Below are 23569 nucleotides of genomic sequence, written 5' to 3' on the forward strand. Positions count from 1 at the left end.
CTCAGCCTTCGCTCGTCGGAGACGGAGACGGCGGATAGAGCGCCTGCTGGATGAGGTCGCGCACGTGCGCGTACTGGTCGGGGGTCGGGTTGTCGGTGTCGATGCCGGCGCCCTCGGGGGTGAGCTCGAGGGTCTGCACCGGCTGCTCCTTGGCCTTCACGCCCAACTGCACGAGGAATCCGAGCATCGAGTCCGGGATGTCGGTCTTGACGAGGTCCGAACCCGCCGCGGCGACCGCCTGGAAACGGCTCAACACGTTCGCCGGGTTCGCCTGCGCGAGGATCGCCTGCTGCAACTCACGCTGCCGCCGCATCCGGTCCCAGTCGCTCGTCGTGTACCGCGATCGGGCGTACCACTGCGCCGTGTCGCCGTCCATGTGCTGCGGCCCCGCCTCGATCCACCCGATCGCCCAGTCCTCGGCGGGCTCCCCCTCGTAGGTGGGTCCGCCCCCCTTCGGCAGCCGCTCCTGCACGGTGATGTCCACGCCGCCGAGCGCGTCGACGATGTCGGCGAAGCCCTTCATGTCGACGAAGACGTAATACGGGATCTGGATGCCGAGAATGCCCTCCGCGGCATCCTTCGTGGCCTCGACGGCCGGCGTGGAGCTGTTCGCCGCGGCATCCGGGTAGATGTCCTTGCCCTCGTCGGGCTGGCAGATCTCCACCGCGTTCATCAGCTGATTGATGCCCGGCCCCCACCCGCACGTTGGCGAGGGATGCCCCTCGAAACCGTCGGGGTACCGATCGTGCATGGGTCCGTCGGCGAACGGCGCGTACGCGAGGTCGCGCGGGATGCCGGTGATGTGCACCGCGCCGGTCTCGGCGTTGACCGACACCACGGAGATGCTGTCGAACCGCATGGAGTCCCGGCCCAGTCCGCTGTCGGCTCCGAGCAGGAGGAAGTTGTAGTAGCCGTTGGACGGCGGAACGGGCGGCGCGTTGTTCGTGAAGATCGACGCGATCGCCTCGCGCGCGGGCGCCAGCAGCTGCTGGGCGGCGTAGACGGCGCCGCCGCTGCCGACGAGGAGCCCGACGATGGCGAGCGTCGCCACCAGCGGCCTCGCTCCCGCTCGCAGATTCACGAGGCGGATCAGACGGAGGGTGTCGATCGTCAGCACGACCCACAGCACGGCGTAGGCCAGGAGCACCAGCTGCACGGCCAGCAGTGCGGCCGCGTTGGTGCCGAGCGTGAACAGCAGCGTCGGCCACACCAGAGCCGCTACGGCCGCGACGACCACGCCCACCCACATGATCAGCGTCGCCGTCAGCCCCACACGGCCGAGACGCCGGCTTCCTGCCAGGACCTGCGCCGAGCCGGGAACCAGGAAGTTCAGGGCCAGCAGCCACCAGGCGCGGCGGGTCATCACACGCGGCGACCGTGTGTCGGGTCGACGCATCGGCTGCTCGCCGACGATCACCGGCTCGGCGGCGGCCCGCGGCGAGCGCGGCGGTGCGGCCGTGCTCACAGTGACTCCTTCAGACGCAGATTCTTCTCCTCGACCTGCGCCTCGAGGGTGCGCGCGTACTGCTCGACACGGTCGGCGATCCGGGCGTCGGACGCACCGAGGATCCGCGCCGCCAGCAGACCGGCGTTCTTGGCGCCGTTGATCGACACGGTCGCCACGGGAATCCCCGCCGGCATCTGCACGATGCTGAGCAGCGAGTCGAGCCCATCGAGCGTCGCCAGCTGCACCGGCACACCGATCACCGGCAATGCGGTGACCGACGCGAGCATGCCCGGCAGATGAGCCGCACCACCCGCACCCGCGATGATCACACGCAGGCCACGCTCCCGAGCCTCACGCCCGTATCGCAGCAGCTTGTCGGGCGTGCGATGAGCGGAGACGACTTCCACTTCGTGCTCGATCGTGAACTCGCTGAGCACCTGAGAGGCATCGCTCATGACGCGCCAGTCGGAGTCCGATCCCATCACGACGCCGACGAGAGGGGATGCCGAGGAATGCAGAGCGCGAGTCACCCGACCAGGCTAGGACGGCACGCTGGAAGAACCCCGCAACGCCACGCATCCCGCCCGCCGTGCACAGCGCTCCGGCCCGTGGCATCCGGCGCCCCGTGCAGTTCGGAACGCCCGCGACGGGCGAGGAGGTCAGTCGGCGAAGAACGCGGCCGCGGCGCGTGCCTCGTACACGACGGCGTCCACCTCGTCGCCGAAGGCGTTGACGTGGCCGACCTTGCGCCCGGGCCGCGGCGCCTTGCCGTAGGTGTGCACCTTCACCGCGGGGTGCGCGGCGAGCACGGCCGGAAAGCGGCTCTCCAGCGAATCGGTCTCGGGTCCGCCGAGGATGTTCACCATGACCGCCCAGGGCTGGCGCGCCGTCGGGTCACCCAGCGGCAGGTCGAGCACCGCGCGCACGTGCTGCTCGAACTGTCCGGTGACGGCACCGTCCTGACTCCAGTGGCCGCTGTTGTGCGGCCGCATGGCGAGTTCGTTGACCAGCAGACGCTCGTCCGTGGTCTCGAACAGCTCGACGGCCAGCATCCCGGTCACACCCAGCCCTTCCGCGATGCTCGTGCCGATCGAGGCCGCGACCTCCGTGAGCCGGGCGCCGCCGTGCGGCGCCGGTGCGACCACCTCGGCGCACACGCCGCCGCGCTGCACCGTCTCGACGACGGGATACGCGCGCAGCTCACCGGAGGGACGGCGCGCGACCTGCTGCGCCAGTTCGCGCGAGAAGTCGACGAGCTCTTCGGCCAGCAGCGCGCCGCCGTCGAACCAGTCGGCGACCTCGGCGGGATCGCTGACGACCCGCACGCCCTTGCCGTCGTAACCGCCTCGCGGCGTCTTGACGACCACGCGCCCGCCGTTGGCGTCGAGGAAGCTCTGCAGCTCGGCGGCGTCGGTGACGGCCGCCCATTCCGGCTGCGGCATACCGAGCTCGGCCAGGCGCGCTCGCATCGCGAGCTTGTCCTGCGCGAACTGGAGCGCGTCGGGACCGGGGTGCACGCGGATGCCGTCGGCCACCAGCGCCCGCAGCACGTCCTGCGGGACGTGTTCGTGGTCGAAGGTGACGACGTCGACGTCGCGAGCGAATGCGCGGACGGTGTCGAGGTCGCGGTAGTCGCCGACGGCGGTCGCCGCGAGCGCGGCGGACATCCCCTCTTCTTCGGCGAGCACGCGCACGCGGACGCCGAGCTCCACCGCCGGAGCGATCATCATCCGGGCGAGCTGCCCGCCGCCCACGATGCCGAGGGTGAGTGCCATGGTGCTCCTTTTCGTCGCATCCATCTTCTCAGTTCGCGGGGCACGCGCACCCCGGCGTGCGCCCAGCGTCGATCTCGCCCGGCCGTCAGGATCGCGATCAGCGCGGCAGCGGCGGCGGATCGCCGATGAGCGGGGCGGTGGCACCGTCCCAGTGCCCGTCGCGATGCGCGAGGATCTGGCTGACTTCCACCTGATCGGACAGGGCCTCGTGCAGCAGGCGCGCCGCGGGGACGTTGACCATACGCAGCGGCTCATCGACACCGTTCGACAGCACGAGCGTGCCGGCGCCCCACAGCCGCTGCAGCGGACCGCGACGCTCCTCGATGGTGTACCCGCGGGCGTGCAGCACTTCCCGGCGTCGACGACCGAAGACGCCCGACTGCTCGACGACGCGGCGCGTCGTCACGTTGTAGGTGTGCGTCCACCATCGGACGTAGGGAATCACGACCAGCAGCGCGACGACGAGGCCTGCGGCGGCCCACAGCATCCAGTCCTGCAGTGGCTCCGGCAGATTTCCCGTGAAGTAGCCCGTGGCCCCGGCCACGGCGATCAGCACCAGCGCCGACCAGAACAGACCCCGCGCGTGCGCCCGCACGCGCGCGACGCGGCGCTCCGGCGCCGGCGCACCCGGCGCCGGCGCAGCGGGACGCCCGGGGTAGGCGGTGGGCGAGGTCACGAGAACATTGTGCCCGGTGGCCGGGCGAAACCGCGCATGACCGGGCCGTCGTCACGCGATCACGCCGTTGGGCGGCACCCGGGCCCGGCGCTCAGCGTACGTGTACGACGTCACCCGCGCCGACGATGCGCTCGGCACCGTCGGCGGTGGCGACCACCAGCCGGCCATCGGGATCGAGGCGGAGCGCGCGTCCCACGAGCGCCGTTCCCTCCGGCACGGTCACACTCACCTGAGTCCCGATCGTCGCACACCGCTCGGCGACCGTCGATGAGACAGCGTCGCCTCCGCCGACCGCCAGTTCCGCGATCAGGTCCCGCAGGCCGCTGACGTAGTCGGCGAGCAGACGGTCTTCGTCGACGTCGACGCCCGAGACCGCGAAAGAGGTCGCCGTCGGCACGGGCAGGTCCGCCTCCGTCATCGCCGTGTTCACCCCGGCGCCGAGAACGACGGTGTGCGGATCGGTGGGCAGGACCTCGGCGAGGATGCCGCAGATCTTGCGGCCATCGACGAGCACGTCGTTCGGCCACTTCAGCGCGACGGCGTGCCCGGGCAGCTGTGCGGCGACCGCGTCGACCATCGCCGCTCCGGCGACGAGGGGAATCCAGCCCCGATCGTGCACGGCGACCGCCCCGACGCGCAGCACCACCGAGATCGCGACCGCAGAGCCCGGAGGTGTGAGCCACGTGCGGTCGAGACGTCCATGTCCGGCGCGCTGATCACGCGTCACGAGCAGGGACAGATGCGGGTGGGCGTCGGGGGCGCCTTCGACGTCACGGAGGAGTTTCGCATTCGTCGAGTCGACGCTCTCGATGACGTGCACCCGCGGCGAGACCGCGGCGGTCAGGGGATAGCCCTCGGTGGGAATCGACATAGCGCCACCCTACGCGCGGCGAGCGCACCGCGGCGGTGTGCGATGGCGCGGCATCCCACAACCGAATCCCCGTCTCGTTGTGAGCGTCCCCCAACAGAGTCGTGGACCCGGTCGCTAGGGTGGAAGGCGTGCCTCAGCAGTCAGAGCCTTCCGTGCAGCCAGTGACGTCCGCGCAGCCCGACCTGTCCACCACCGCCGGCAAGATCGCCGATCTGCGTGCCCGCTATCAGGAGGCGGTCCTCGACGCGGAGGTGCGCGCCCAGGAGAAGCAGCACGCGAAGGGCAAGATGACCGCCCGCGAGCGCATCGAGCTGCTCGTGGACCCCGGCACCTTCGTGGAGTTCGACGAATACGTGCGTCACCGCACGACCGCCTTCGGAATGGACCGGTCGCGTCCGTACGGCGACTCGGTCGTGACGGGCGTGGGGACCATCCACGGCCGCACGATCGCCGTCTACGCGCAGGACTTCACCACCTTCGGCGGATCGCTGGGCGAGGTCGCGGGCGACAAGATCATCAAGATCATGGAGTACGCCCTGCGCGGCGGCATGCCGATCATCGGCATCCTCGACTCCGGTGGCGCCCGCATCCAGGAGGGCGTGGTCGCTCTCGGCAAGTACGGCGAGATCTTCCGCCTCAACACCGCCGCCTCCGGTGTGATCCCGCAGATCTCGATCATCATGGGGCCCGCCGCCGGCGGCGCCGTGTACTCCCCCGCCCTCACCGACTTCGTGGTCATGGTCGACAAGACCAGTCAGATGTTCGTCACCGGTCCCGACGTCATCAAGACGGTCACCGGCGAGGACGTCGGCATGGAGGAGCTCGGCGGCGCGTACACCCACAACACGCGCTCCGGAGTCGCGCACTACCTCGCCGAGGACGAGGACGACGCGATCGACTACGTCCGCTCGATGGTGGGCTTCCTGCCCGACAACAACATGGCGGAGATCCCGGTCTACGAGAACGGCTTCGAGTGGGAGACCACCGACGCCGACCGCACCCTCAACGCGGTCGTCCCCGACTCCCCCAACCAGCCGTACGACATCCACCAGGTGATCTCGCACATCGTCGACGGCGGCGACTTCCTCGAGGTGCAGCCGCTGTTCGCGCCGAACATCGTCATCGGCCTCGGCCGCGTCGAGGGCCGCACGGTCGGCATCATCGCGAACCAGCCGTCGCAGATGGCCGGCACCCTCAACATCGAAGCCGGCGAGAAGGCCAGTCGCTTCGTGCGCTTCTGCGACGCGTTCTCCATCCCGATCCTGACCCTCGTCGACGTGCCCGGCTACCTTCCCGGCACCGACCAGGAGTGGACCGGCGTGATCCGCCGCGGTGCGAAGCTGCTGTACGCCTACGCCGAGGCGACCGTGCCGTTGGTCACCGTGATCCTGCGCAAGGCGTACGGAGGCGCTTACATCGTCATGGGCTCCAAGCAGCTGGGCGCCGACGTCAACCTCGCCTGGCCGACGGCGGAGATCGCCGTGATGGGCGGACAGGGTGCCGTCAACATCCTCTACCGCGGCGAGATCCGCAAGGCGGAGGAAGCCGGCGAAGACGTGGCCGCCGTTCGTCAGCGCCTCGCGAACGAGTACACCTACAACGTCGCGTCGCCCTTCCTGGCAGCCGAGCGCGGCGAGCTGGACGGAATCATCGAGCCCGCGCAGACCCGCGTGGCCGTCGCGAAGGCGCTGCGGTCGCTGCGCGGGAAGCGGGCCAGCCTGCCCCCGAAGAAGCACGGTAACATCCCGCTATGAGCACGCCCGCGATGCCCGCGTCGGACGCGGATATGGCCGGTGCGGATGCCGTGCACATCGACATCCGTCGCGGAAACCCCACCGCGGAAGAGCTCGCCGCCGTGATCGCCGTGGTGACCGAGGCCTACGAGCGCGAGGCTGCGGACGCCGTCGTCGAGGATGCGCCGTTGCGGTCGGCCTGGGAGGTCTCGGCGCGCGGCCTGCGTGCGCCCCTGCGGCGCGACGTCGCCTGGGGACGGTTCGCGGGCTGAATCCGCCTCCGATCGCTTGTCCCCCAAAATACCTACAGACACAGCTTTCTCCACCGGGAAGAATCGATATCGCTGGAACGCTTCTGCGTTCGGTCGGCCCGCTTCATGAGCGGAACGACCCTTCGCGAGTCGGTTTTCGGGTAACCACTCGCATGGCGAGGGGCGGGCGGCTTCGCCGCCCCTCGCCTCCTCTTCCTCGCGTTCTCTTCGTCACGTCCTCGTGGCGTTCTGCGGCTCGCGGCGTCGCCGGAACCACCGGCCGGGTGCATTCAGGGCCGCGTCAGGGCTCAGGGCCGCCGGGGAATCTCGCTCCACAGGTCGACCTCGTCTTCGCCGTCATCCGCGGCCGAGCGGCCGACGACCGTGACGGCCACGTCCTCGTGGGTCGCGGCACGCACGTAGACACGGTCGGAGTCGGCCTCGGCCAGCACCGCCGCCAGACGCGATCGCACCGCCGCTCGCTCCGCCGGCGACAGGCCGTCGAGGCCTCCTTCGTCGAGCACGGACACCGTCGTCCCCCGTTCCCGCGCCGCTGCGAGCGCCGCCCGCACCTCCGCGTCGAGCAGGGCAGAGCCGCGCAGCTCGTCGCGCAACGCTTCTTCGGCGATGCGTGCCGCGCGACGTTCATCCTCGCTCAGACGCCCCGCCGCCTCGATCGTGCGCGTGAGCACCGGCCCGGCCAGCGCGAGGGCACGCTGCACCTGCGTACGACGTTCGCGCCGCATTCCCTCTTGAGTCGCGAGCCATTCCGAGGCCGCCCGCTGCAGAGCGGTGAGCTCCGCGGTATCGCGGGCAGCGCGATCGACGAGCCACGTCAGCAGCTGCGCGACCCCCACCCACAGCACCGCGCCGACCACGCCGAGCGCCAGGGCTGCGGCCGGACCGATCCAGAACGCCGCTTCGGCCGCGAGGACGACGACCCCGCTCCACGCGATCCACGGGCGGCGGCGCACCATCACGATCGTCAGGAGCGCACCGACCGCACCCAGGCTCCAGGTCCCGACATCCGCGCCACGCGCGTCGGGCTGGACGGCGAGCCACGTCGCGTTGGGCACCAGCACCGCGGCGGCGAGCGCGAGCACCGCAGCCCAGGCGGGCAGGATCGAGCTGCGCCCGAGGTCGCCGGTGATGGGATCGCGCCGCGTGGGCAGAGCACCCGAATTCCAGAACACGCAGATCCACGTCGTCGCCAGATACAGCGCCACCGCGCACACCAGAACGAGCGGCATCTGCGGCGCGACCGTCCAGACGAGACCGCCGATCGCGAGATACGTCGTGAAGGCGATCGCCAACGCCGACAGGGTGGCGTGCACACGGAAGTTCATCGCGAGAACTCCCAGTCCAGGACGACGTGAGTCCCGTCCGCCGCCGTGCGCACGCGCGCGCGGCCGCCGACGGCCGCCATGCGCGCCACGATGGACCCACGAATTCCCAGGCGATCATCGGGGATGCTCGCCGGATCGAAGCCGGGACCGCGATCGACCACCTGCACGCGCAGGCGCTGCCCGTCGGCTCGCAGAGCCACGCGCAGGCCTTCTCCGTGCGCATGGACGATGGCGTTGGAGACGGCCTGCGTGGCGGCCAGCACGACGGCGCGCGCGACGCGCCCGGGAACGAGCGGAGCGGCCGCGGCGATGTCGGCGGCGACGGGCACGTCCGCATCGAGATCGGCCACCACCCGGCGAAGGGCGGCCGCAATCGCCGCCACGGCGACCGGCTCGTCAGGCCCCTCGCCCGCGTCCTGGTCGGTGTTGGCCAACCGCGTCAAGGCCTCTCTCGCCATCGCGGCCGCCAGCGCCTCCTCCCGCGGGGTGTGCGCCCGCTCGGCCGCGATCAGCGCCGCCAGCACGCTGTCGTGCATGAGCGCGGCGACGGCGACCCGCTCGGTCTCAGCGGCATTGTGGGCGGCGGCGACGGCGTAGGAGGCGACGGCCTCGCTGCGCGCCTGATCGATGCCGACCGCCACACCCCGCAGCAGACGCCCGAGGGTGATCACCACCGCCGCGAGGATCGCGGCGAACACCGCATCGCGCACGACATCGACGACGTCCGCGGGGGCGCCACCGAGTTGGGTCAGCCGGGCGATCGCGTACAGGATCGGGATGACCGCCGCCCACGCGATCTGCAGGGGAAGTCCGAAGGCCAGCACGGCCGCAGAGGTGCCCACGTTCAGCAGGTACCAGATCCAGGGCGCGCCGTCCGCGGCATCCGCGCGTGCGTGGGTGACGAGCGGCCAGCACAGCAGGACGATCGGGAAGACGACGGCGAAGATTCCTGCCGCGGTGCGAACACCGACCCCGGCGACGGATGCCGCGACCATCATCGCGAGCGGGATGAAGACGGCCAGCAGAAGCGGCAGATGCGTCGGCGGCGCCTCCTGGCGCGAGCCCAGCGCGTTGAGGAAGGCCTGCGTGCCCAGCACCGCGCACCCCAGGGCGACGACCGTGCGGATGATCCGCTCGACCCGCGCCTGCGTGAACCGCTCCGCACCCGCGGCGATGTCGCCCAGGGGACGGCGAACCGCCGGGTCGACGGCGATCGGCAGGGGCTCAGTCGTCACCGCGGGTCGCTCCGGCGTGGCCGGGCATGAGACCGTCCTCCATCGCACGGCGGAGCAGATCGACCTTCGTGGGGGCGGGACGACCGACCTCGACGTACTTCGTGCGCACGCGCGTGATGTTCTCCTTCGCCGTGGAATAGGCGATGCCGAGCCGGTCGGCGACCGCCTTCAACGGCAGGCCGGCGGCATACAGTCGCAGCACGTCGCGCTCGCGGTTGGACAGCTGTGCATCGGCGAAAGCGCGGTCGCCGTCGACGGCACTGGCCCATTCGACGTTGTCCAGGGCTTCGCCGCGCGCCACCGTGCGGATGGCGGCGATGACGTCGTCGATGCGCGAGGCCTTGCTGATCACACCGGCCGCTCCGGCCGCCAGAGCCTCGCGGACGGCGGCGGGGCGATCGGCGACACTGTGGATGAGCACCGGCGAGCCGTCGGCGACGATGCTGCTGACGTTCTCGGTGACCGTGGTGCCGTCGCCGAGCGTGAGGTCGAGCACCACGATGTCGACCGGCGCCGCCCCCGACCGCTGACGCCACTCCAGGTAGGCGCGCACGCTGCTGCCCGAGAAGACGACCTCCTTGGTCACGGCTCGCGCGCACGCCGCCTCGAGCCCGAGGCGCACGGACTCGTGGTCATCGATGAGGGCGACGCGGGTCATGACGTCAGCCTAACGACGACGCGAGAACGCCCACATCCGACGAAGGAGTGAGGTTCGTGCGCTTGCCGCGTCACGGCTCGCGCTGCAGCAGCGCCACGGCTTCCACGTGATGAGAGTGCGGGAAGAGGTCGAACGCTTCGATGCGGCGAACGCCATAGCCGCGCTCACGGAACGCGCCGATGTCGCGAGCGAGGGCCACCGGATCGCACGCCACATAGACGACGGATGCCGGGGCGAGCGCCGCAACCGCGCCGACGACCTCACGCCCTGCCCCCGCCCGCGGCGGATCGAGCAGAGTGACCCCGCGACCGAGGCGCCCGCGCTCGACGGCGCCCGCCTGAGCGTGCAGGCGCGCGAGGAAACGATCGGCGCGAGAGGTCTCCGCGCGCGCTCCCACCCACGCGGCGAGATTCTCCCCGGCGTGCTCGGTCGCGCGCGGATCGGACTCGACCGTGGTGACGCGCGTGGCGGGGCCACCGAGCGTGCCGATCGTCGCGGCGAACAGCCCCACCCCGCCGTAGAGGTCGAGGTGCTGCGCCTCGGGATCGACGCCGCCGGCGGCCGTGAGCGCATCGACGACGGCGCCGGTCAGGGTATGTGCGGCGAGGCGGTGCACCTGCCAGAACCCCCCGGCATCCAGCTGGAAGGAGCGCCCGTCGACCTGTTCGGTGATGATCTCGTGCGCCGCGGCATCCACGCCCGCGCGTTGCGGCGCGCCGCGCCGCGGGCCGCTGCCACGACGGCCCGATCCGGCCCGCCCGGCGGCGGCGTCGGGGCGCGGCACGATGCGCACCCGCCCGTCGGCGGGCTGCACCAGATCGATCCGCCCCGGGGGTGCCGACAGCGTGCGCGCCGCACGCTGGATCTCGGCCGTCGCGAGCGGGAGCTCGTCCACCTCGATCACCCGGTGGCTGCGTGCCGCGTACGGGCCCACCCGACCGTCGCCGTCGACGTGGAGGCTGACACGGGTGCGCCACCCGGTCGCGTCAGCGGACTCCTCGGCGATGACCTCTCCTCGATCCGACCGGAGAGCACGCGCGCCGCTGATCGTCGCCGACGGCTGCTCGAGACCGCCGAAGCGTCCGAGGGCGGCGCGCAGCACCTGGAGTTTCAGCTCCCGCTGGTGCCCCAGCTCGATATGGCCGAAGTCGGCCCCGCCGGGTCGCCGATCGGGGTCGATGCGGACGTCGGCGGCCGCCCAGATGTGCGGGCGTCGATGCGGCGAGGCATCGAGCACCTCGACGACGGCGCCGCGCCAGAACGAGGACTTCGCGGTCTCGGTCAACCGCACCCGGACGCGCTCGCCCGGAATCGCGTCGGAGACGAAGACGACCCGCCCTTCGTGCCGCGCGATGAACACGCCACCGTGGGCCACGTCGGTGATGTCGAGATCGAGGAGGTCTCCGGGTTGCATCCTTCGATGCTGTCACGGATCCCCGACCTCGTCCGCGACGGAACGTACGCTGGACGGCATGCGCGTGTGCCTCGCCTCCACCTCCCCCGCCCGACTCATGCTCATGCGCCAGGCCGGCATCGAGCCGCTGCTGCGGGCGCCCGACGTCGACGAGGAAGCGGTCATCGACGAGATCCAGGCATGCGAGGCGCGCATCCTGCCTCCCGACGAGCACGTCCTGCTGCTCGCGCGACGCAAGGCCGCCGACGTCGCGGCATCCCTCGTGAACGACATCCCCGACTTCGACGGCGTCGTCGTGGGCGGCGACTCGATGTTCGAGATCGATGGCGACGTGCTCGGCAAGCCGCTGCGGCCCGAGGTCGCCACGGCACGGTGGGAGCAGATGCGCGGCCGGACGGGTGTGCTGCACTCGGGCCACAGCGTCATCCGCGTCCGGCCCGGGATGCCGCCGCGAGAGGAGCACGCCGTCGCCGCCGCCGCCGTCACCTTCGTCTCCGACGTCTCGGATGCCGAGATCGCCGCCTACGTCGCAACCGGCGAACCGTTGCAGGTGGCCGGAGCCTTCACGGTCGACAGCCTGGGCGGGCCGTTCATCGAGCGCGTCGACGGCGACCCGTCGACCGTGGTCGGCATGTCCCTGTCGACGGTGCGCCGACTGTGCAAGGCGCTCGGCGTCGTGTGGACCGATCTGTGGACGTCGTCCCCCTCCCACCGCGACGGCACACAGAAGGAGGACGCGACTTCGTAGGCTCTCGCACACGAATCGCCGACGATCTTGTGCGGGTGATCCAAAGGAGCACGCTCTTGCGTGGGTAGGCTGGCATCCATGCCACGCTCACTGGACCTGACGTCCCCGCGCCCGCAGATCACAAAAGTGCTCGTCGCGAACCGGGGAGAGATCGCGGTCCGAGTGATCCGCGCCGCTCGCGACTCGGGGAAGGCGTCGGTCGCGGTCTACGCCGACCAGGACCGCGACGCCATGCACGCCAAGCTCGCCGACGAGGCGTACGCGCTCGAGGGCGCCACCAGCGCCGACACGTACCTGTCGATCGAGAAGATCCTCTCGGTCGCCCGGCGCTCCGGCGCCGATGCGGTGCACCCCGGCTACGGCTTCCTCGCGGAGAACGCGGAGTTCGCCCGCGCCGTCACCGCCGCCGGCATGATCTGGATCGGCCCTTCGCCCGAGGCGATCGAAGCTCTCGGCGACAAGGTCACGGCCCGCCACGTCGCCGAGAAGGTGGGAGCTCCGCTCGCTCCCGGGACGCCCGGGCCGGTCGCGGGCGCCGATGAGGTCGTCGCCTTCGCCGAGCAGGTCGGTCTGCCGATCGCCATCAAGGCCGCCTACGGCGGCGGCGGACGCGGTCTCAAGGTGGCCCGCGAACTCGGCGAGGTCGCCGAGATGTTCGAATCGGCCACTCGCGAGGCGGTGGCCGCCTTCGGCCGCGGCGAGTGCTTCGTGGAGAAGTACCTCGACAAGCCGCGCCACGTCGAGACGCAGTGCCTCGCGGATGCCGAGGGCAACGTCGTCGTCGTCTCGACGCGCGACTGCTCACTGCAGCGACGCCACCAGAAGCTCGTCGAAGAGGCGCCGGCGCCGTTCCTGACAGCGGCGCAGAAGGAGACGCTCTACGCGTCGTCGAAGGCGATCCTCCGCGAGGTCGGCTACGTCGGGGCGGGCACGTGCGAGTTCCTCATCGGCGCCGACGGCACCATCTCCTTCCTCGAGGTGAACACGCGGCTGCAGGTCGAGCACCCCGTCTCCGAGGAGGTCACGGGCATCGACCTGGTGCGCGAGCAGTTCCGCCTGGCCGAGGGGGGCACCCTCGACTACGACGACCCCGAGCCGCTCGGCCACTCGATCGAGTTCCGCATCAACGGCGAAGACCCGGGTCGCGGCTTCCTCCCCCAGCCCGGGCGCATCCACCAGTTCAAGACGTTCGGCGGCCCCGGCATCCGTCTGGACTCCGGCGTCACCGCCGGCGACAGCGTCTCCGGCGCGTTCGACTCGCTGCTGGGCAAGCTCATCGTCACCGGACGTGATCGCGCCGAGGCCCTGGAGCGCTCGCGGCGCGCACTCGACGAGTTCGAGGTCGCAGGCATGCCCACCGTCCTGCCCTTCCACCGCAAGGTCGTGCGCGATCCCGCGTTCACGGCGGAGGACGGCCACTTCGGCGTCTTCACGCGCTGGATCGAGACCGAGTTCGTCAACGACATCGCGCCGTGGGACGGCGAGGCCGAGGCCCCGGCCGAGGCGGAGCCGCGCCACACGGTGGTCGTCGAGGTGTCCGGCAAGCGCCTCGAGGTGAGCCTGCCGGACCGCATCGCCCTGGCCCCGGCCAAGATCGGTCGCCCGGTCGTGGCGCCGCCCTCGCGCCGCTCACACACGGCCTCCTCGGTCAGCGGTGCGTCCGGCGACGCGGTCACGTCTCCGATGCAGGCGACGGTCGTCAAGGTCGCGGTCGAAGAAGGGCAGTCGGTCGTCAAGGGCGATCTGGTGGTCGTCCTGGAGGCCATGAAGATGGAGCAGCCGATCCCGGCGCACAAGGACGGTGTCGTGGGCGCGATCAACGCCGACCCCGGCACCACCGTGTCCGCGGGCCACCAGCTGCTCACGATCTCCTGATCATGCGCCCGGCCCGCTCACGTCCGATCCGCGCGGCGGGAGCGGCCTGTCTGGTCGCCCTCGCCCTCGCCGGCTGCAGCACCGGTCCGTCGGATGCCGACCGCGCCGCGTGGAGCGCATGGTCGACCTCGATCGTCGGCGCGGCGTCGGACACCGCCGCATCCGGCCCGATCACGGCCGCGGCTGCGGGCGGCGTGACCCTCCAGTTCTCCCCTGCGACAGCATTCCGCGCGGTGGAACTGCGCTGCATCGGCGCCGCCCGCGCCGAGTTCGCGCTCAGCTACGTCGCGGGAAGCTCGACCGTCGGAACGCAGCAGGACATCGTCTGCCAGGGCGGTGCGCTCCGCACCCCCATCGCCATTCCCACCGCGATGCAGAACCTCACGTCGTTCACCGTGACGGCCACCTCGTCGGACGGCGAGGGCGTCTGGACCGCGCAGCTGCAGCGCTAGCGCCGCTCAGCCGAAGAAGTCGTCGTCGCGGTTGACGAGGTGCATGGCGCGGGTCGCGTCCGTGATCGACGCGCTGAGCGAGGGGAAGACGGCGAACACGCGCGAGACCTGATCGACCGTCAGCCGCCGCTCGACGGCGATGGCGATCGGGTAGATGAGCTCGGAGGCCCGCGGGGCCACGATGACGCCGCCGATGACGGTGCCGCTGCCTTCGCGCGCGATGATCTTGACGAACCCGTCGGTGATGCCCATCATCTTCGCGCGGGCGTTCGCCGCCAGCGGCAGCTTGTAGACGTAGCCGTTGATGGCCCCCGTCTCGAGGTCCTTCTCCTGACGACCGACGGTCGCGATCTCGGGCGCCGTGAAGATGTTCGCGGTGATGCGGCGACGCTCCAGCGGGATGACGGTGTCGCCGAGCGCGTGGAAGATCGCGGTGCGTCCCTGCATGGAGGCCACCGAGGCCAAGGGAACGAATGTCGTGCAGTCGCCGGCCGCGTAGATGTTCGGCACCGATGTGCGCGCGACACGGTTGACGCGGATGTGACCGGACGGCGTCAGCTGCACCCCGGCATCCTCGAGGCCGATGCCGGCGGTGTTCGGGATCGAGCCGACGGCGAGCAGGCAGTGGCTGCCTTCGACGGTGCGACCGTCGGAGAGCGAGACGACCACGCCGTCGGCGGTGCGTTCGACCGCGTCGGCACGGGAGGTGGACAGCACCGTCATTCCGCCGCGGGTGAAGACCTTCTCGAGAACCGCGGCGGCGTCGGCGTCCTCACCCGGCAGCACCTGGTCGCGACTGGAGATCAGCGTGACCTTCGCCCCCAGGTTCATGTAGGCGGAGGCGAACTCGGCACCGGTGACCCCGGAGCCCACGACGATGAGGTGCTCGGGAAGCGCCTTCATGTCGTACAGCTGCGTCCACGTGAGGATCCGCTCTCCGTCCGGGCGCGCGGTGGGAAGCTCGCGCGGCGACGCGCCGACGGCGACGACCAGGGTGTCGGCCTCGACACGATCGAAATCGGTGCCGCCGGGGCCGGTGGCCACGACGATTGCGTGATGGCCGTCCAGACGCCCGTGCCCCGAGATGATGCGCACCCCGGCATCGACCAGCTGCGCGCGCATGTCATCGGACTGCTGCCGAGCCAGCGAGAGCAGGCGCTTGTTGACGGCGGCGAGGTTGATCGCGACCTCGGGCTTGAGCGCGACGCCGCTCTCCCCCTTTGCGAAGAACTGCACGCCGAGGTCGGAGGCCTCCGAGATGGCGACAGCGGCGTCGGCGGTGGCGATGAGGCTCTTGGAGGGGACGACGTCGGTGATGACGGCCGCCCCGCCCACCCCCGCGCGCTCGACGAGGGTGACGTCCGCACCGAGCTGCGCGGCGGCGAGCGCCGCCTCGTACCCACCGGGACCGCCCCCGAGGACGGCGACCGACTGGGTGTTGACGAAGCTCGAGGACATTGCTCCATTCTCTCAGGCCCCCGGCGTCGTCCCGTGCCGCTGCGATGACGGCGATCGGCGCACGAGGCGAGTGGCCCGCCGGAGCCGCGGTTCCTAGAGTGGGAACATGTCCGACATGAACACCAACCCGCTCGACGACCCTTCTGCCGACCCGTTCGAGGTGGCCGCGCGCGCCGCCGGCGACATCGCACGCCTCACCGGCGTCGAACGGCACGACATCGCGCTCACGCTCGGCAGCGGTTGGGGCAAGGCGGCCGACCTCGTCGGCGAGACGACCGCGACGATTCCCGCGACCGATGTCACCGGCTTCAGCGCGCCCGCACTGGCCGGCCATGTCGGATCGATCCGCAGCATCGTCACCCCCGAGGGAAAGCGCGTGCTCGTGATCGGCGCCCGCACGCACTACTACGAGGGACACGGCGTCCGCCGGGTCGTCCACAGCGTCCGCACGGCCGCCGCGACCGGAGCGACGACGATGGTGCTCACCAACGGAGCCGGCGGCATCAAGGAGACGTGGACGCCCGGGACGCCCGTGCTCATCAGCGACCACATCAACCTGACGGCCGACTCGCCGCTGGAGGGGGCGACGTTCATCGACCTCACCGATCTGTATTCGTCGCGCCTGCGAGAGCTCGCCCGCACGGTCGATCCGACCCTCGACGAAGGCGTGTACTGCCAGTTCCGCGGCCCGCACTACGAGACCCCCGCGGAGGTGCAGATGGCCAAGACGATCGGCGGCCACATCGTCGGCATGTCGACGGCGCTCGAGGCGATCGCCGCGCGTCAGGCCGGGATGGAGGTGCTGGGCTTCTCCCTCATCACCAACCTCGCCGCCGGCATCCAGAAGACCCCGCTCAGCCACGCCGAGGTCATCGAGGCCGGCCAGGCCGCCGAGCCCGTGATCTCCGCGCTGCTGGCTCGCGTGATCGGGCAGCTGTGAGCGGCGCGGATGCCGCGGGGACGACCGTGCTCGATGCGGCGCGCGCCTGGCTCGCGCAGGATCCCGACGAGGTCACCCGCGCGGAGCTGAGTGCCATCGTGGATGCCGCAGCGGCCGGCGACGAGGCGGCATCCGCCGACCTCGCCGATCGTTTCGGTTCCCGCCTGCAGTTCGGCACGGCGGGACTGCGAGGACGGCTGGGAGCGGGCAGCAACCGCATGAACCGGGTGCTCGTGTCTCAGGCCGCCGCGGGATTCGCCGCCTACCTGCGGGGGAAGGCGGCGCCGGGAACGACACCACTCGTGGTCATCGGCTACGACGGGCGTCGCAATTCGGACGTGTTCGCCCGCGACTCGGCGGAACTGTTCGCGGGGGCCGGCCTGCGGGCGGTGCTGCTTCCCCGGATGCTCCCCACTCCGGTGCTGGCCTTCGCGGTGCGCCACCTCGGCGCCGCCGCGGGCGTCATGGTGACGGCGTCGCACAACCCGCCGGACGACAACGGCTACAAGGTGTACCTCGGCGGCGCCGACCACGGCTCACAGATCGTCTCCCCCGCCGACGCCGAGATCGCGGCGCACATCGACCGGATCGCGGCGACCTCGGCGGTCCCCGACCTGGCTCGCGCCGAGTACGAGGTCGCGGACGAGTCCGTCATCACCGCCTACGTCGCCGCCACCGCGGCCGTCGCCCCCGCCACCGCGGGTGCGGCCGGCATGAACTGGGTGTACACGGCCATGCACGGTGTCGGTTCCGAGACCCTGCACGCGATCCTCGAACTCGCGGGCTATCCCCGACCCACCGTCGTGGAGGCGCAGATCGCGCCCGACGGGCGCTTTCCGACCGTCGCCTTCCCCAATCCGGAGGAGCCGGGGGCCATGGACCTCGCGTTCGAGACGGCTCGCGCCGTCGGCGCCGAGTTCGTGATCGCCAACGATCCCGATGCCGATCGCCTGGCCGTCGCCCTGCCCGACGAGACCGCGCCTGGGGGCTGGCGCCGCCTGACCGGGAACGAGATCGGGCTGCTGCTCGGGTGGCGTGCCGCGGCCCGCGCCGTCGAACGGGGTGAGACGGGATCGCTGGCCTGCTCGCTGGTGTCGTCCCCCGGCCTGCAGAGCGTCGCGGAGCACTACGGTCTCGACTTCCACGCGACGCTGACGGGCTTCAAGTGGATCTCGCGCGCGCCCGGCATCCTCTACGGTTTCGAAGAGGCCCTCGGATACCTGGTCAACCCCGAGACGGTACGCGACAAAGACGGCATCTCCGCCGCGGTGGCGATTCTCGGCATGATCGCCGAGGCCCGCGAGCGCGGCGAGAGCCTCGCCGACCTGCTGCGGGGCTTCCAGGAGACCTTCGGCTTCTTCGCGTCGGGGCAGGTGTCGCTGCGCGTCGACGATCTGTCGATGATCGGGCGCATCATGTCGGCGCTTCGCCAGGCTCCGCCTGCTCGGGTGGGCGATGTCGCGGTGACCGGCATCGACGACCTGCTGACGGGCACCGGCGGCGTGCCGGCCAGCGACGTGCTGCGGCTGTGGCTGGAGGACGGGTCGCGCCTGATCGTGCGACCGAGCGGCACCGAGCCCAAGCTGAAGGCCTACCTGGATGTGCGCGGCACATCGGCGGACGATGCACAGGAGCGGCTCGCCGCTCTGGATGCCGGCACGCGGGCGCTGATCGCCGCGGCGCAGGGGTGAGTGCGGCGGTGGGTCGACCCGGGGAGGTTCAGCGCATGCTGCTGACCGAGCCGGTCGTCCTCGAGAACGAGCGTGTCCGACTCGAACCGCTGCGGGCCGATCACGCGGCCGAGCTCCAGCGTGCCCGCGAGGGGCTGGAATACGCCTGGTACACCTCCGTTCCCTCGGACGCGAGCGCGGACATCACCCACCGGCTCGCCGAACGCGACAGCGGACGCATGAACCCGTTCGCGGTGGTGGTCGACTGCGTGGCGGTGGGGATGACGACGTTCTGCACCATCGATCTCGACAGTCCGCGGGTGGAGATCGGCTACACCTGGTTGTCGCCGACAGTGCAGCGCACCGGCGTGAACACGGCCGCCAAGCTCCTGCTCCTGCAGCACGCGTTCGAGGCGTGCCACGTGATCGCCGTGCAGTTGTGCACGCACTGGCACAACCGTCAGTCGCGGGCCGCGATCGAGCGCCTCGGCGCGAAGCAGGACGGCGTGCTGCGCAATCATCGAGTGGGTCCCGACGGCACCCTGCGCGACACCGTGATCTACTCGATCCTCCCGCACGAGTGGCCGACGGTGAAGCGGGGCCTTCAGGCTCGCCTGCGCTGAGCGTCGACGACGGGCGACGCGGCTTGGGCGCGCCTCAACCGTCGACGACGGCCACGAGCTCGTCGAGGAAGGGCCCGAACGACGTGCCGCGGCGGACGATCCGCTGCACGCTGTCGCGTTCGCTGAAAACCTCGACCAACTGCTCGAACACCGTCTGGAACGCTTCGCGATCGCTCTCGGAGAAGGCCACCATCGCGATCACCTGCACGCGGCCCTCACCCCAGGCCATGGACGGGTCGGCGATGCCCACGGCGATCGCCGTGCGCGTCGCCGTCATCCCGATCGCGTGCGGCACCGCGAGCGCATCCGTGAATGCGGTCGAGGACAGCCGTTCGCGCTCGAGCGTGCGCTCGACGTATCCCTCGTCGATGACGCCCTGCGCGACGAGCCGGGCTCCCAGATCGCGGATGACGCTTTCCTCATCGGCATCCGCAGAGACGCGTCCGATGAAGGCATCGGCGGAGAAGTAGCGGCCGAGCTCGTCCCGCAGTCGCGCCAGGCGACGCGCGCGGCGCACGCGGCCGGCCGCCGCCTGCACGCGCTCGATGTCGCTCTCCGTGAGGAAGGGCTGGATGCGCACGATGCCGTCACCGGTGAAAGGCGGGTCGATCGTCGTGAGGATCAGATCGGTCTCGATCGCCCGCCAGTCGGGGTCGGCCCTCGTGTCGACGCCGACGACGTCGACCGCCTGTCCGAGCGAGCGGTCGACGCTCGAGCGCAGCAACTCGTGCAGTTCGTAGTACCCAGGGCACACGATCGTCGCGGTCAACACGGTGCCCGCGTGCCGACTGCGCTCCAGCTGGCCGCCGACGTGCATCGCGATGTAGGCGATCTCGTCGTCGAGCAGGGGGATGCCGAGAAGCCCGCGCAGGCCGTCCGCGATGAAGACCGCGACCTCGAAGATCATCGGGTAGGTGGCCTTCAGCGATCGGGTGAGGGGGTTGCGCGACCACGCCTGCTCCTGTGCGCGCAGCCGCAGGTTCTGCACGTGGAGGGCGAGGCGCAATACGAAGTCCTGGTGCTCGATGTCGACGAGGAACTCGGATGCCGCACGGTGCACGATGTCGCGCACGGCCGCCTCGACCTCGGGCTGCAGACCCGCTCGTGTGACCGACGCCGCCTCACCGGGACCGGGCGCCACGACGCGGCCGAGGACGAGGGCGGCGAGGTGTCGACGGTCGCCCGCGCCCAACCGCACCCCCAGATGCCGCTCGCACAGCGTGTCGAGCAGAGCCCCGACCTGCTCCTGAGCGGGCGTCGTCTCATCGAGCGCGGCCGTCTCCAGCGCACGGTCGTGCGCGACGCGGTCGGCGGTGATGGCGACGTGCATCATCACGTCGCCGATGCCGAACTCGTTGACGAAGTAGCCGAGCTCGCGCAGACCCGAAACGAGATCGGCTTTGAACGGGCCGAAGACCGCTTCACCGATCGATCCCGCGCCGAGACTGCGCCGGAGGGCATCGAGGTCGAACGCGCCGTCGTCGGTCTCGTCGTGCGCGAGCCGGCTCAGCAGGCGCCGCTGCGCCATCTCCGTGCCTTTCAGTCGCGCGCGCGACCCGCTGCGCTCCAGCGTGAGCTCCGTGTCGCCCAGCAGCGCGCGGACCCGGCCCAGGTCTGCTTCGAGTGTCGCCGGACTGACGTGGAAATCGTCGGCGGTCTCGAAGACGTCGATGCCTTCCCGTCCCGACAGCAGCCGGCGCACGAGCCGGTGCACGCGCTCCCGCGGAGTCGCGGCATCCGCTCCGGCTCGCAGCGCAGCGGGCGCATCCGCGCCCGCACGATAGCCGAGCGGACCGGACTCGACGACGACGCCCCGGGGAACGCGAGCATTGAGCGCGGTGACGTAGCTGCGGATGCTGCGAGGGGTCACGCCGACGATGTCGGCGAGTTCGGCGGCCGTGAGCCAGTCGCCCTCCCGCGCGAGCAGCGCGATGACACGGTCCTGACGCGCTCTGCTCACACCGTCCAGTCAACCACGCCGTCCGCGGGGTGTTTCCGCCCCCGCGGAAACAGGTGTGGTTGTCGCCTCCCAGCCCTTTCACAAGAATGGCCGAGAAGGAGGCGGATCGATGAGGATCCTCGTTGTGTGCGGCGCGGGTGCGTCGAGCACTTTCGTCGCGCAGCGTGTTCGTCACGCGGCGCAGGCGGCCGGGCGTGAGCTCAGTGCCGTCGCCGGCACCGAACAGTCGCTCCCGATCGACATCGACGCCGCAGACGTCGTGCTCGTGGGCCCCCACCTGCACGGCAGCCTGGACCGCATCCGTCGCGAAGCCGCGCCGCGTCTGGTACGCGTGATCCTCCTTCCGACCGACATCTTCAGCGATCTCCACGGTACGCGCGCCCTCGCGCTGATCGACGAGACCCTGAGCGCAGACCCCGACATGCCCGCTTCGACGGAGAGGAACCCCGCATGAGCTCTGTGTCCCGCACGATCCGCATCGGATCGTCCAACGGATTGCACGCCCGACCCGCGAAGCTCTTCGCCCAGGGCGTGAAGGACTCCGGCCTGGAGGTCACGATCTCCAAGGGCGCGGGTGCACCGGTCAACGCCGCCAGCATCCTGGGCGTCATCTCACTGGGAGCCGAGAAGGGCGACTATGTCACCCTCACCGCCGAGGGTGACAACGCGAACGCCGTGCTCGACGTGCTCGCCGAGCTGCTGACGACCGATCACGACGAGAACTGAACCGAAGGAGAGACCCGAAGATGAGTGAACTGCGTGGAGTGGGTATCGGACTGGGCGTCGCACAGGGCCCGGTCGCCCGCATGGCCGATCCCCTGCCCGCCCCCTCGGACGTCCCCAGCACCCTCACCCCCGACGAGGAGCTCGCACGTGTCCGCGAGGCGGTCGCCGCCGTCGCCCGCGAGCTGGAGGAGCGGGGTTCGAAGGCCGGAGGCCTCGCCCGCGACGTGCTCGAGGCGCAGGCGATGATGGCCGAGGACCCGACGCTCGACACCGAGGTCTCCACGCGGGTGAACGCTGGCAAGACCGGTGAGTACGCCGTCCACGAGGCGTTCGCGAGCTTCCGCGACACCCTGGCCGCGATGGGCGGCTACCTGGGTGAGCGCGCCGCCGACCTCGACGACGTCGCCCAGCGCGTCATCGCGCGCCTGCGCGGCCTGCCCGCGCCGGGCGTTCCCGACCCGGGTCACCCCTTCGTGCTGGTCGCCAAGGACCTGGCGCCCGCCGACACCGCGCTGCTCGACCTCGACCAGGTGCTCGCACTGGTCACCACCGACGGCGGACCGACCTCGCACACCGCGATCCTCGCGCGCGAGAAGTCGATCGTCGCCATCGTGGGCGCCGCTGCCGCCAAGGACCTCGTCGACGGGCAGACCGTGATCGTGGACGCCGCGAAGGGCGTCGTCACCGTCGATCCCACCGAGGACGAGCTGGCGCAGGCGCAGAACCGCGCCGATGCCCGCGCTGCCGCGGCATCCGCTCCGCTCACCCCGGGCGCGCTCAAGGACGGCTCGGCGGTTCCGCTGCTGGCCAACCTCGGCAAGCCGGGCGGCGCCGCCGAGGCGGTCGAACTCGGCGCCGAGGGCGTCGGCCTGTTCCGCACCGAGTTCCTCTTCCTCTCCGCCACCCAGGCTCCGACCGTCGACGAGCAGACCGCGTCGTACACCGAGCTGCTGAAGGCGTTCCCCGGCAAGAAGGTCGTCGTCCGCGCGCTCGACGCCGGCGCCGACAAGCCCCTCGCCTTCCTCAACGACGCGCACGAGGACAACCCCGCACTGGGCCTGCGGGGCCTGCGGGCCCTGCGCGCCAGCGAGGACATCCTGCGCGAGCAGCTGACGGCGCTCGCCAACGCGGATGCCGCCACCGATGCCGACCTCTGGGTGATGGCGCCGATGGTCGCCACCGTCGAGGAGGCCGACTACTTCGTGGCGCTCGCGAAGGAGTACGGCATCAAGACGGCGGGTGTCATGGTCGAGGTTCCCTCGTCGGCGATCCAGGCGAAGCGCATCCTGCAGATCGCGGACTTCGCCTCCATCGGCACGAACGACCTCACGCAGTACACGCTCGCCGCCGACCGCCTGCTCGGCTCGGTGGCGTCGTACCAGGACCCGTGGCACCCCGCGGTCCTCGAGCTGATCAAGATGACCGCCGACGGCGGCAAGACCAACGGCAAGCCCGTCGGCATCTGCGGCGAGGCCGCCGCCGACCCGCTGCTGGCGGTCGTGCTCGTCGGGCTCGGCGCGACGACGCTCTCGATGGCCCCCACCGCCCTCGCGGACGTGCGCGCCTCGCTTCTGCAGTACACCCGCGAGGATGCCGAGCGCATCGCCGCGGCAGCCCTCGCCGCCGATGACGCGGCATCCGCACGATCGGCGGCTCAGGCCGCCGCTGAGAACCTCGCCGGCTGACGGCGCGGCACATTCGAAGGGAACGG

General features: G+C 71.1%; 22 protein-coding genes. 11 read left to right on the plus strand and 11 right to left on the minus strand.

The annotated features are described in order from the left end of the window. Position 1 precedes the first annotated feature (1 nt). From PP359_RS05455 to PP359_RS05475, 5 genes are all read right to left on the minus strand, one after another. Positions 2 to 1465: an LCP family protein gene (locus PP359_RS05455; protein WP_112932584.1), complete on the minus strand. Its 1464-nt coding sequence runs from the start codon at positions 1463 to 1465 to the stop codon at positions 2 to 4. After that, on the minus strand, positions 1462 to 1929 hold the full coding sequence (purE, locus tag PP359_RS05460; RefSeq protein ID WP_005048199.1) for a 5-(carboxyamino)imidazole ribonucleotide mutase: 468 nt from the start codon (positions 1927 to 1929) through the stop codon (positions 1462 to 1464). The genes PP359_RS05455 and purE overlap by 4 nt, the downstream gene beginning before the upstream one ends. A 177-nt stretch (positions 1930 to 2106) precedes the next feature. Then, complete coding sequence (locus PP359_RS05465; protein ID WP_294982005.1) at positions 2107 to 3246, minus strand: 5-(carboxyamino)imidazole ribonucleotide synthase; 1140 nt, start codon at positions 3244 to 3246, stop codon at positions 2107 to 2109. 73 nt (positions 3247 to 3319) lie between these two features. Beyond that, positions 3320 to 3898 carry a PH domain-containing protein gene (locus PP359_RS05470; protein WP_499250059.1) on the minus strand — a complete coding sequence of 193 codons (579 nt, stop codon included), beginning with the start codon at positions 3896 to 3898 and terminating at the stop codon, positions 3320 to 3322. Positions 3899 to 3989: 91 nt separating this feature from the next. Continuing rightward, the gene (locus tag PP359_RS05475; protein ID WP_499250060.1) at positions 3990 to 4769 is read right to left on the minus strand and encodes a biotin--[acetyl-CoA-carboxylase] ligase; all 780 of its coding nucleotides are present in this window, start codon (positions 4767 to 4769) and stop codon (positions 3990 to 3992) included. Between the two features lie 182 nt (positions 4770 to 4951). On the opposite strand from PP359_RS05475, the gene PP359_RS05480 reads away from it, so the two are divergent. Together PP359_RS05480 and PP359_RS05485 are read left to right on the plus strand one after the other, a co-directional pair. Continuing rightward, entirely contained in the window at positions 4952 to 6523 is a 1572-nt protein-coding gene (locus tag PP359_RS05480; RefSeq protein ID WP_499250813.1) for an acyl-CoA carboxylase subunit beta, read from the plus strand. Next, positions 6520 to 6774: an acyl-CoA carboxylase subunit epsilon gene (locus PP359_RS05485; protein WP_499250061.1), complete on the plus strand. Its 255-nt coding sequence runs from the start codon at positions 6520 to 6522 to the stop codon at positions 6772 to 6774. The genes PP359_RS05480 and PP359_RS05485 overlap by 4 nt, the downstream gene beginning before the upstream one ends. A 287-nt stretch (positions 6775 to 7061) precedes the next feature. Here PP359_RS05485 and PP359_RS05490 read toward each other — a convergent pair whose 3' ends face one another. The 4 genes from PP359_RS05490 to PP359_RS05505 form a co-directional block, all read right to left on the minus strand. After that, positions 7062 to 8099 carry a hypothetical protein gene (locus PP359_RS05490; protein WP_294982009.1) on the minus strand — a complete coding sequence of 346 codons (1038 nt, stop codon included), beginning with the start codon at positions 8097 to 8099 and terminating at the stop codon, positions 7062 to 7064. Continuing rightward, complete coding sequence (locus PP359_RS05495; protein WP_135948447.1) at positions 8096 to 9334, minus strand: sensor histidine kinase; 1239 nt, start codon at positions 9332 to 9334, stop codon at positions 8096 to 8098. The genes PP359_RS05490 and PP359_RS05495 overlap by 4 nt, the downstream gene beginning before the upstream one ends. Then, complete coding sequence (locus tag PP359_RS05500; protein WP_036318352.1) at positions 9324 to 9992, minus strand: response regulator transcription factor; 669 nt, start codon at positions 9990 to 9992, stop codon at positions 9324 to 9326. The genes PP359_RS05495 and PP359_RS05500 overlap by 11 nt, the downstream gene beginning before the upstream one ends. 70 nt (positions 9993 to 10062) lie before the next feature. Beyond that, on the minus strand, positions 10063 to 11406 hold the full coding sequence (locus PP359_RS05505) for a class I SAM-dependent RNA methyltransferase (protein WP_499250062.1): 1344 nt from the start codon (positions 11404 to 11406) through the stop codon (positions 10063 to 10065). Positions 11407 to 11464: 58 nt separating this feature from the next. Between PP359_RS05505 and PP359_RS05510 the strand changes: the two genes are divergently transcribed. The 3 genes from PP359_RS05510 to PP359_RS05520 all read left to right on the plus strand — a co-directional run bounded on the left by PP359_RS05510 (position 11465) and on the right by PP359_RS05520 (position 14481). Then, positions 11465 to 12154, plus strand: coding sequence for a Maf family protein (locus PP359_RS05510; protein ID WP_499250063.1), 690 nt, complete (start codon positions 11465 to 11467; stop codon positions 12152 to 12154). Positions 12155 to 12232: 78 nt separating this feature from the next. Then, a complete protein-coding gene (locus PP359_RS05515) occupies positions 12233 to 14029 on the plus strand; it encodes an acetyl/propionyl/methylcrotonyl-CoA carboxylase subunit alpha (RefSeq protein ID WP_052241192.1) in 1797 nt (598 codons plus the stop codon). A gap of 2 nt (positions 14030 to 14031) precedes the next feature. Then, entirely contained in the window at positions 14032 to 14481 is a 450-nt protein-coding gene (locus tag PP359_RS05520; RefSeq protein ID WP_135948450.1) for a hypothetical protein, read from the plus strand. A gap of 6 nt (positions 14482 to 14487) precedes the next feature. Here PP359_RS05520 and PP359_RS05525 read toward each other — a convergent pair whose 3' ends face one another. Further along, positions 14488 to 15939: an NAD(P)H-quinone dehydrogenase gene (locus tag PP359_RS05525; RefSeq protein ID WP_112932573.1), complete on the minus strand. Its 1452-nt coding sequence runs from the start codon at positions 15937 to 15939 to the stop codon at positions 14488 to 14490. Between the two features lie 106 nt (positions 15940 to 16045). Here PP359_RS05525 and PP359_RS05530 point away from each other — a divergent pair, with 106 nt between their 5' ends. From PP359_RS05530 to PP359_RS05540, 3 genes are read left to right on the plus strand one after another with little or no spacing between them, the layout of a single operon-like run. Beyond that, the gene (locus PP359_RS05530; protein ID WP_036284458.1) at positions 16046 to 16879 is read left to right on the plus strand and encodes a purine-nucleoside phosphorylase; all 834 of its coding nucleotides are present in this window, start codon (positions 16046 to 16048) and stop codon (positions 16877 to 16879) included. Beyond that, positions 16876 to 18570 (plus strand): phospho-sugar mutase, encoded by a 1695-nt coding sequence (locus PP359_RS05535; protein ID WP_135948451.1) that lies wholly within the window; start codon positions 16876 to 16878, stop codon positions 18568 to 18570. Before PP359_RS05530 ends, PP359_RS05535 begins: the two co-directional genes overlap by 4 nt. A gap of 35 nt (positions 18571 to 18605) precedes the next feature. Further along, the gene (locus tag PP359_RS05540) at positions 18606 to 19172 is read left to right on the plus strand and encodes a GNAT family N-acetyltransferase (protein ID WP_499250064.1); all 567 of its coding nucleotides are present in this window, start codon (positions 18606 to 18608) and stop codon (positions 19170 to 19172) included. Between the two features lie 34 nt (positions 19173 to 19206). On the opposite strand, the gene PP359_RS05545 is transcribed toward PP359_RS05540, so the two are convergent. Next, positions 19207 to 21132, minus strand: coding sequence for a BglG family transcription antiterminator (locus PP359_RS05545; protein WP_135948452.1), 1926 nt, complete (start codon positions 21130 to 21132; stop codon positions 19207 to 19209). 109 nt (positions 21133 to 21241) lie between these two features. Here PP359_RS05545 and PP359_RS05550 point away from each other — a divergent pair, with 109 nt between their 5' ends. Genes PP359_RS05550 through ptsP form a run of 3 tightly spaced genes read left to right on the plus strand, consistent with a single transcriptional unit; the run spans position 21242 to position 23543 of the window. Further along, positions 21242 to 21586: a PTS sugar transporter subunit IIB gene (locus PP359_RS05550; protein WP_036315812.1), complete on the plus strand. Its 345-nt coding sequence runs from the start codon at positions 21242 to 21244 to the stop codon at positions 21584 to 21586. Then, positions 21583 to 21858, plus strand: a complete 276-nt coding sequence (locus PP359_RS05555; RefSeq protein WP_135948453.1) for an HPr family phosphocarrier protein — start codon at positions 21583 to 21585, stop codon at positions 21856 to 21858. Before PP359_RS05550 ends, PP359_RS05555 begins: the two co-directional genes overlap by 4 nt. A 20-nt stretch (positions 21859 to 21878) precedes the next feature. After that, entirely contained in the window at positions 21879 to 23543 is a 1665-nt protein-coding gene (gene ptsP, locus PP359_RS05560) for a phosphoenolpyruvate--protein phosphotransferase (RefSeq protein WP_135948454.1), read from the plus strand. Positions 23544 to 23569 lie beyond the last annotated feature (26 nt).

The organism is Sphingomonas sp. BLCC-B65 (genome assembly GCF_028550675.1).
Lineage (GTDB): Bacteria > Actinomycetota > Actinomycetes > Actinomycetales > Microbacteriaceae > Microbacterium.

What these genes read in the sequence shown, in the direction of transcription:
- purE (WP_005048199.1), bottom strand. Translation starts at nt 1,929, where the DNA reads ATGGGATCGGACTCCGACTGGCGCGTCATGAGCGATGCCTCTCAGGTG.
- PP359_RS05465 (WP_294982005.1), bottom strand. Translation starts at nt 3,246, where the DNA reads ATGGATGCGACGAAAAGGAGCACCATGGCACTCACCCTCGGCATCGTG.
- PP359_RS05475 (WP_499250060.1), bottom strand. Translation starts at nt 4,769, where the DNA reads ATGTCGATTCCCACCGAGGGCTATCCCCTGACCGCCGCGGTCTCGCCG.
- PP359_RS05485 (WP_499250061.1), top strand. Translation starts at nt 6,520, where the DNA reads ATGAGCACGCCCGCGATGCCCGCGTCGGACGCGGATATGGCCGGTGCG.
- PP359_RS05490 (WP_294982009.1), bottom strand. Translation starts at nt 8,099, where the DNA reads ATGAACTTCCGTGTGCACGCCACCCTGTCGGCGTTGGCGATCGCCTTC.
- PP359_RS05500 (WP_036318352.1), bottom strand. Translation starts at nt 9,992, where the DNA reads ATGACCCGCGTCGCCCTCATCGATGACCACGAGTCCGTGCGCCTCGGG.
- PP359_RS05505 (WP_499250062.1), bottom strand. Translation starts at nt 11,406, where the DNA reads ATGCAACCCGGAGACCTCCTCGATCTCGACATCACCGACGTGGCCCAC.
- PP359_RS05510 (WP_499250063.1), top strand. Translation starts at nt 11,465, where the DNA reads ATGCGCGTGTGCCTCGCCTCCACCTCCCCCGCCCGACTCATGCTCATG.
- PP359_RS05515 (WP_052241192.1), top strand. Translation starts at nt 12,233, where the DNA reads ATGCCACGCTCACTGGACCTGACGTCCCCGCGCCCGCAGATCACAAAA.
- PP359_RS05520 (WP_135948450.1), top strand. Translation starts at nt 14,032, where the DNA reads ATGCGCCCGGCCCGCTCACGTCCGATCCGCGCGGCGGGAGCGGCCTGT.
- PP359_RS05525 (WP_112932573.1), bottom strand. Translation starts at nt 15,939, where the DNA reads ATGTCCTCGAGCTTCGTCAACACCCAGTCGGTCGCCGTCCTCGGGGGC.
- PP359_RS05530 (WP_036284458.1), top strand. Translation starts at nt 16,046, where the DNA reads ATGTCCGACATGAACACCAACCCGCTCGACGACCCTTCTGCCGACCCG.
- PP359_RS05540 (WP_499250064.1), top strand. Translation starts at nt 18,606, where the DNA reads ATGCTGCTGACCGAGCCGGTCGTCCTCGAGAACGAGCGTGTCCGACTC.
- PP359_RS05550 (WP_036315812.1), top strand. Translation starts at nt 21,242, where the DNA reads ATGAGGATCCTCGTTGTGTGCGGCGCGGGTGCGTCGAGCACTTTCGTC.
- PP359_RS05555 (WP_135948453.1), top strand. Translation starts at nt 21,583, where the DNA reads ATGAGCTCTGTGTCCCGCACGATCCGCATCGGATCGTCCAACGGATTG.
- ptsP (WP_135948454.1), top strand. Translation starts at nt 21,879, where the DNA reads ATGAGTGAACTGCGTGGAGTGGGTATCGGACTGGGCGTCGCACAGGGC.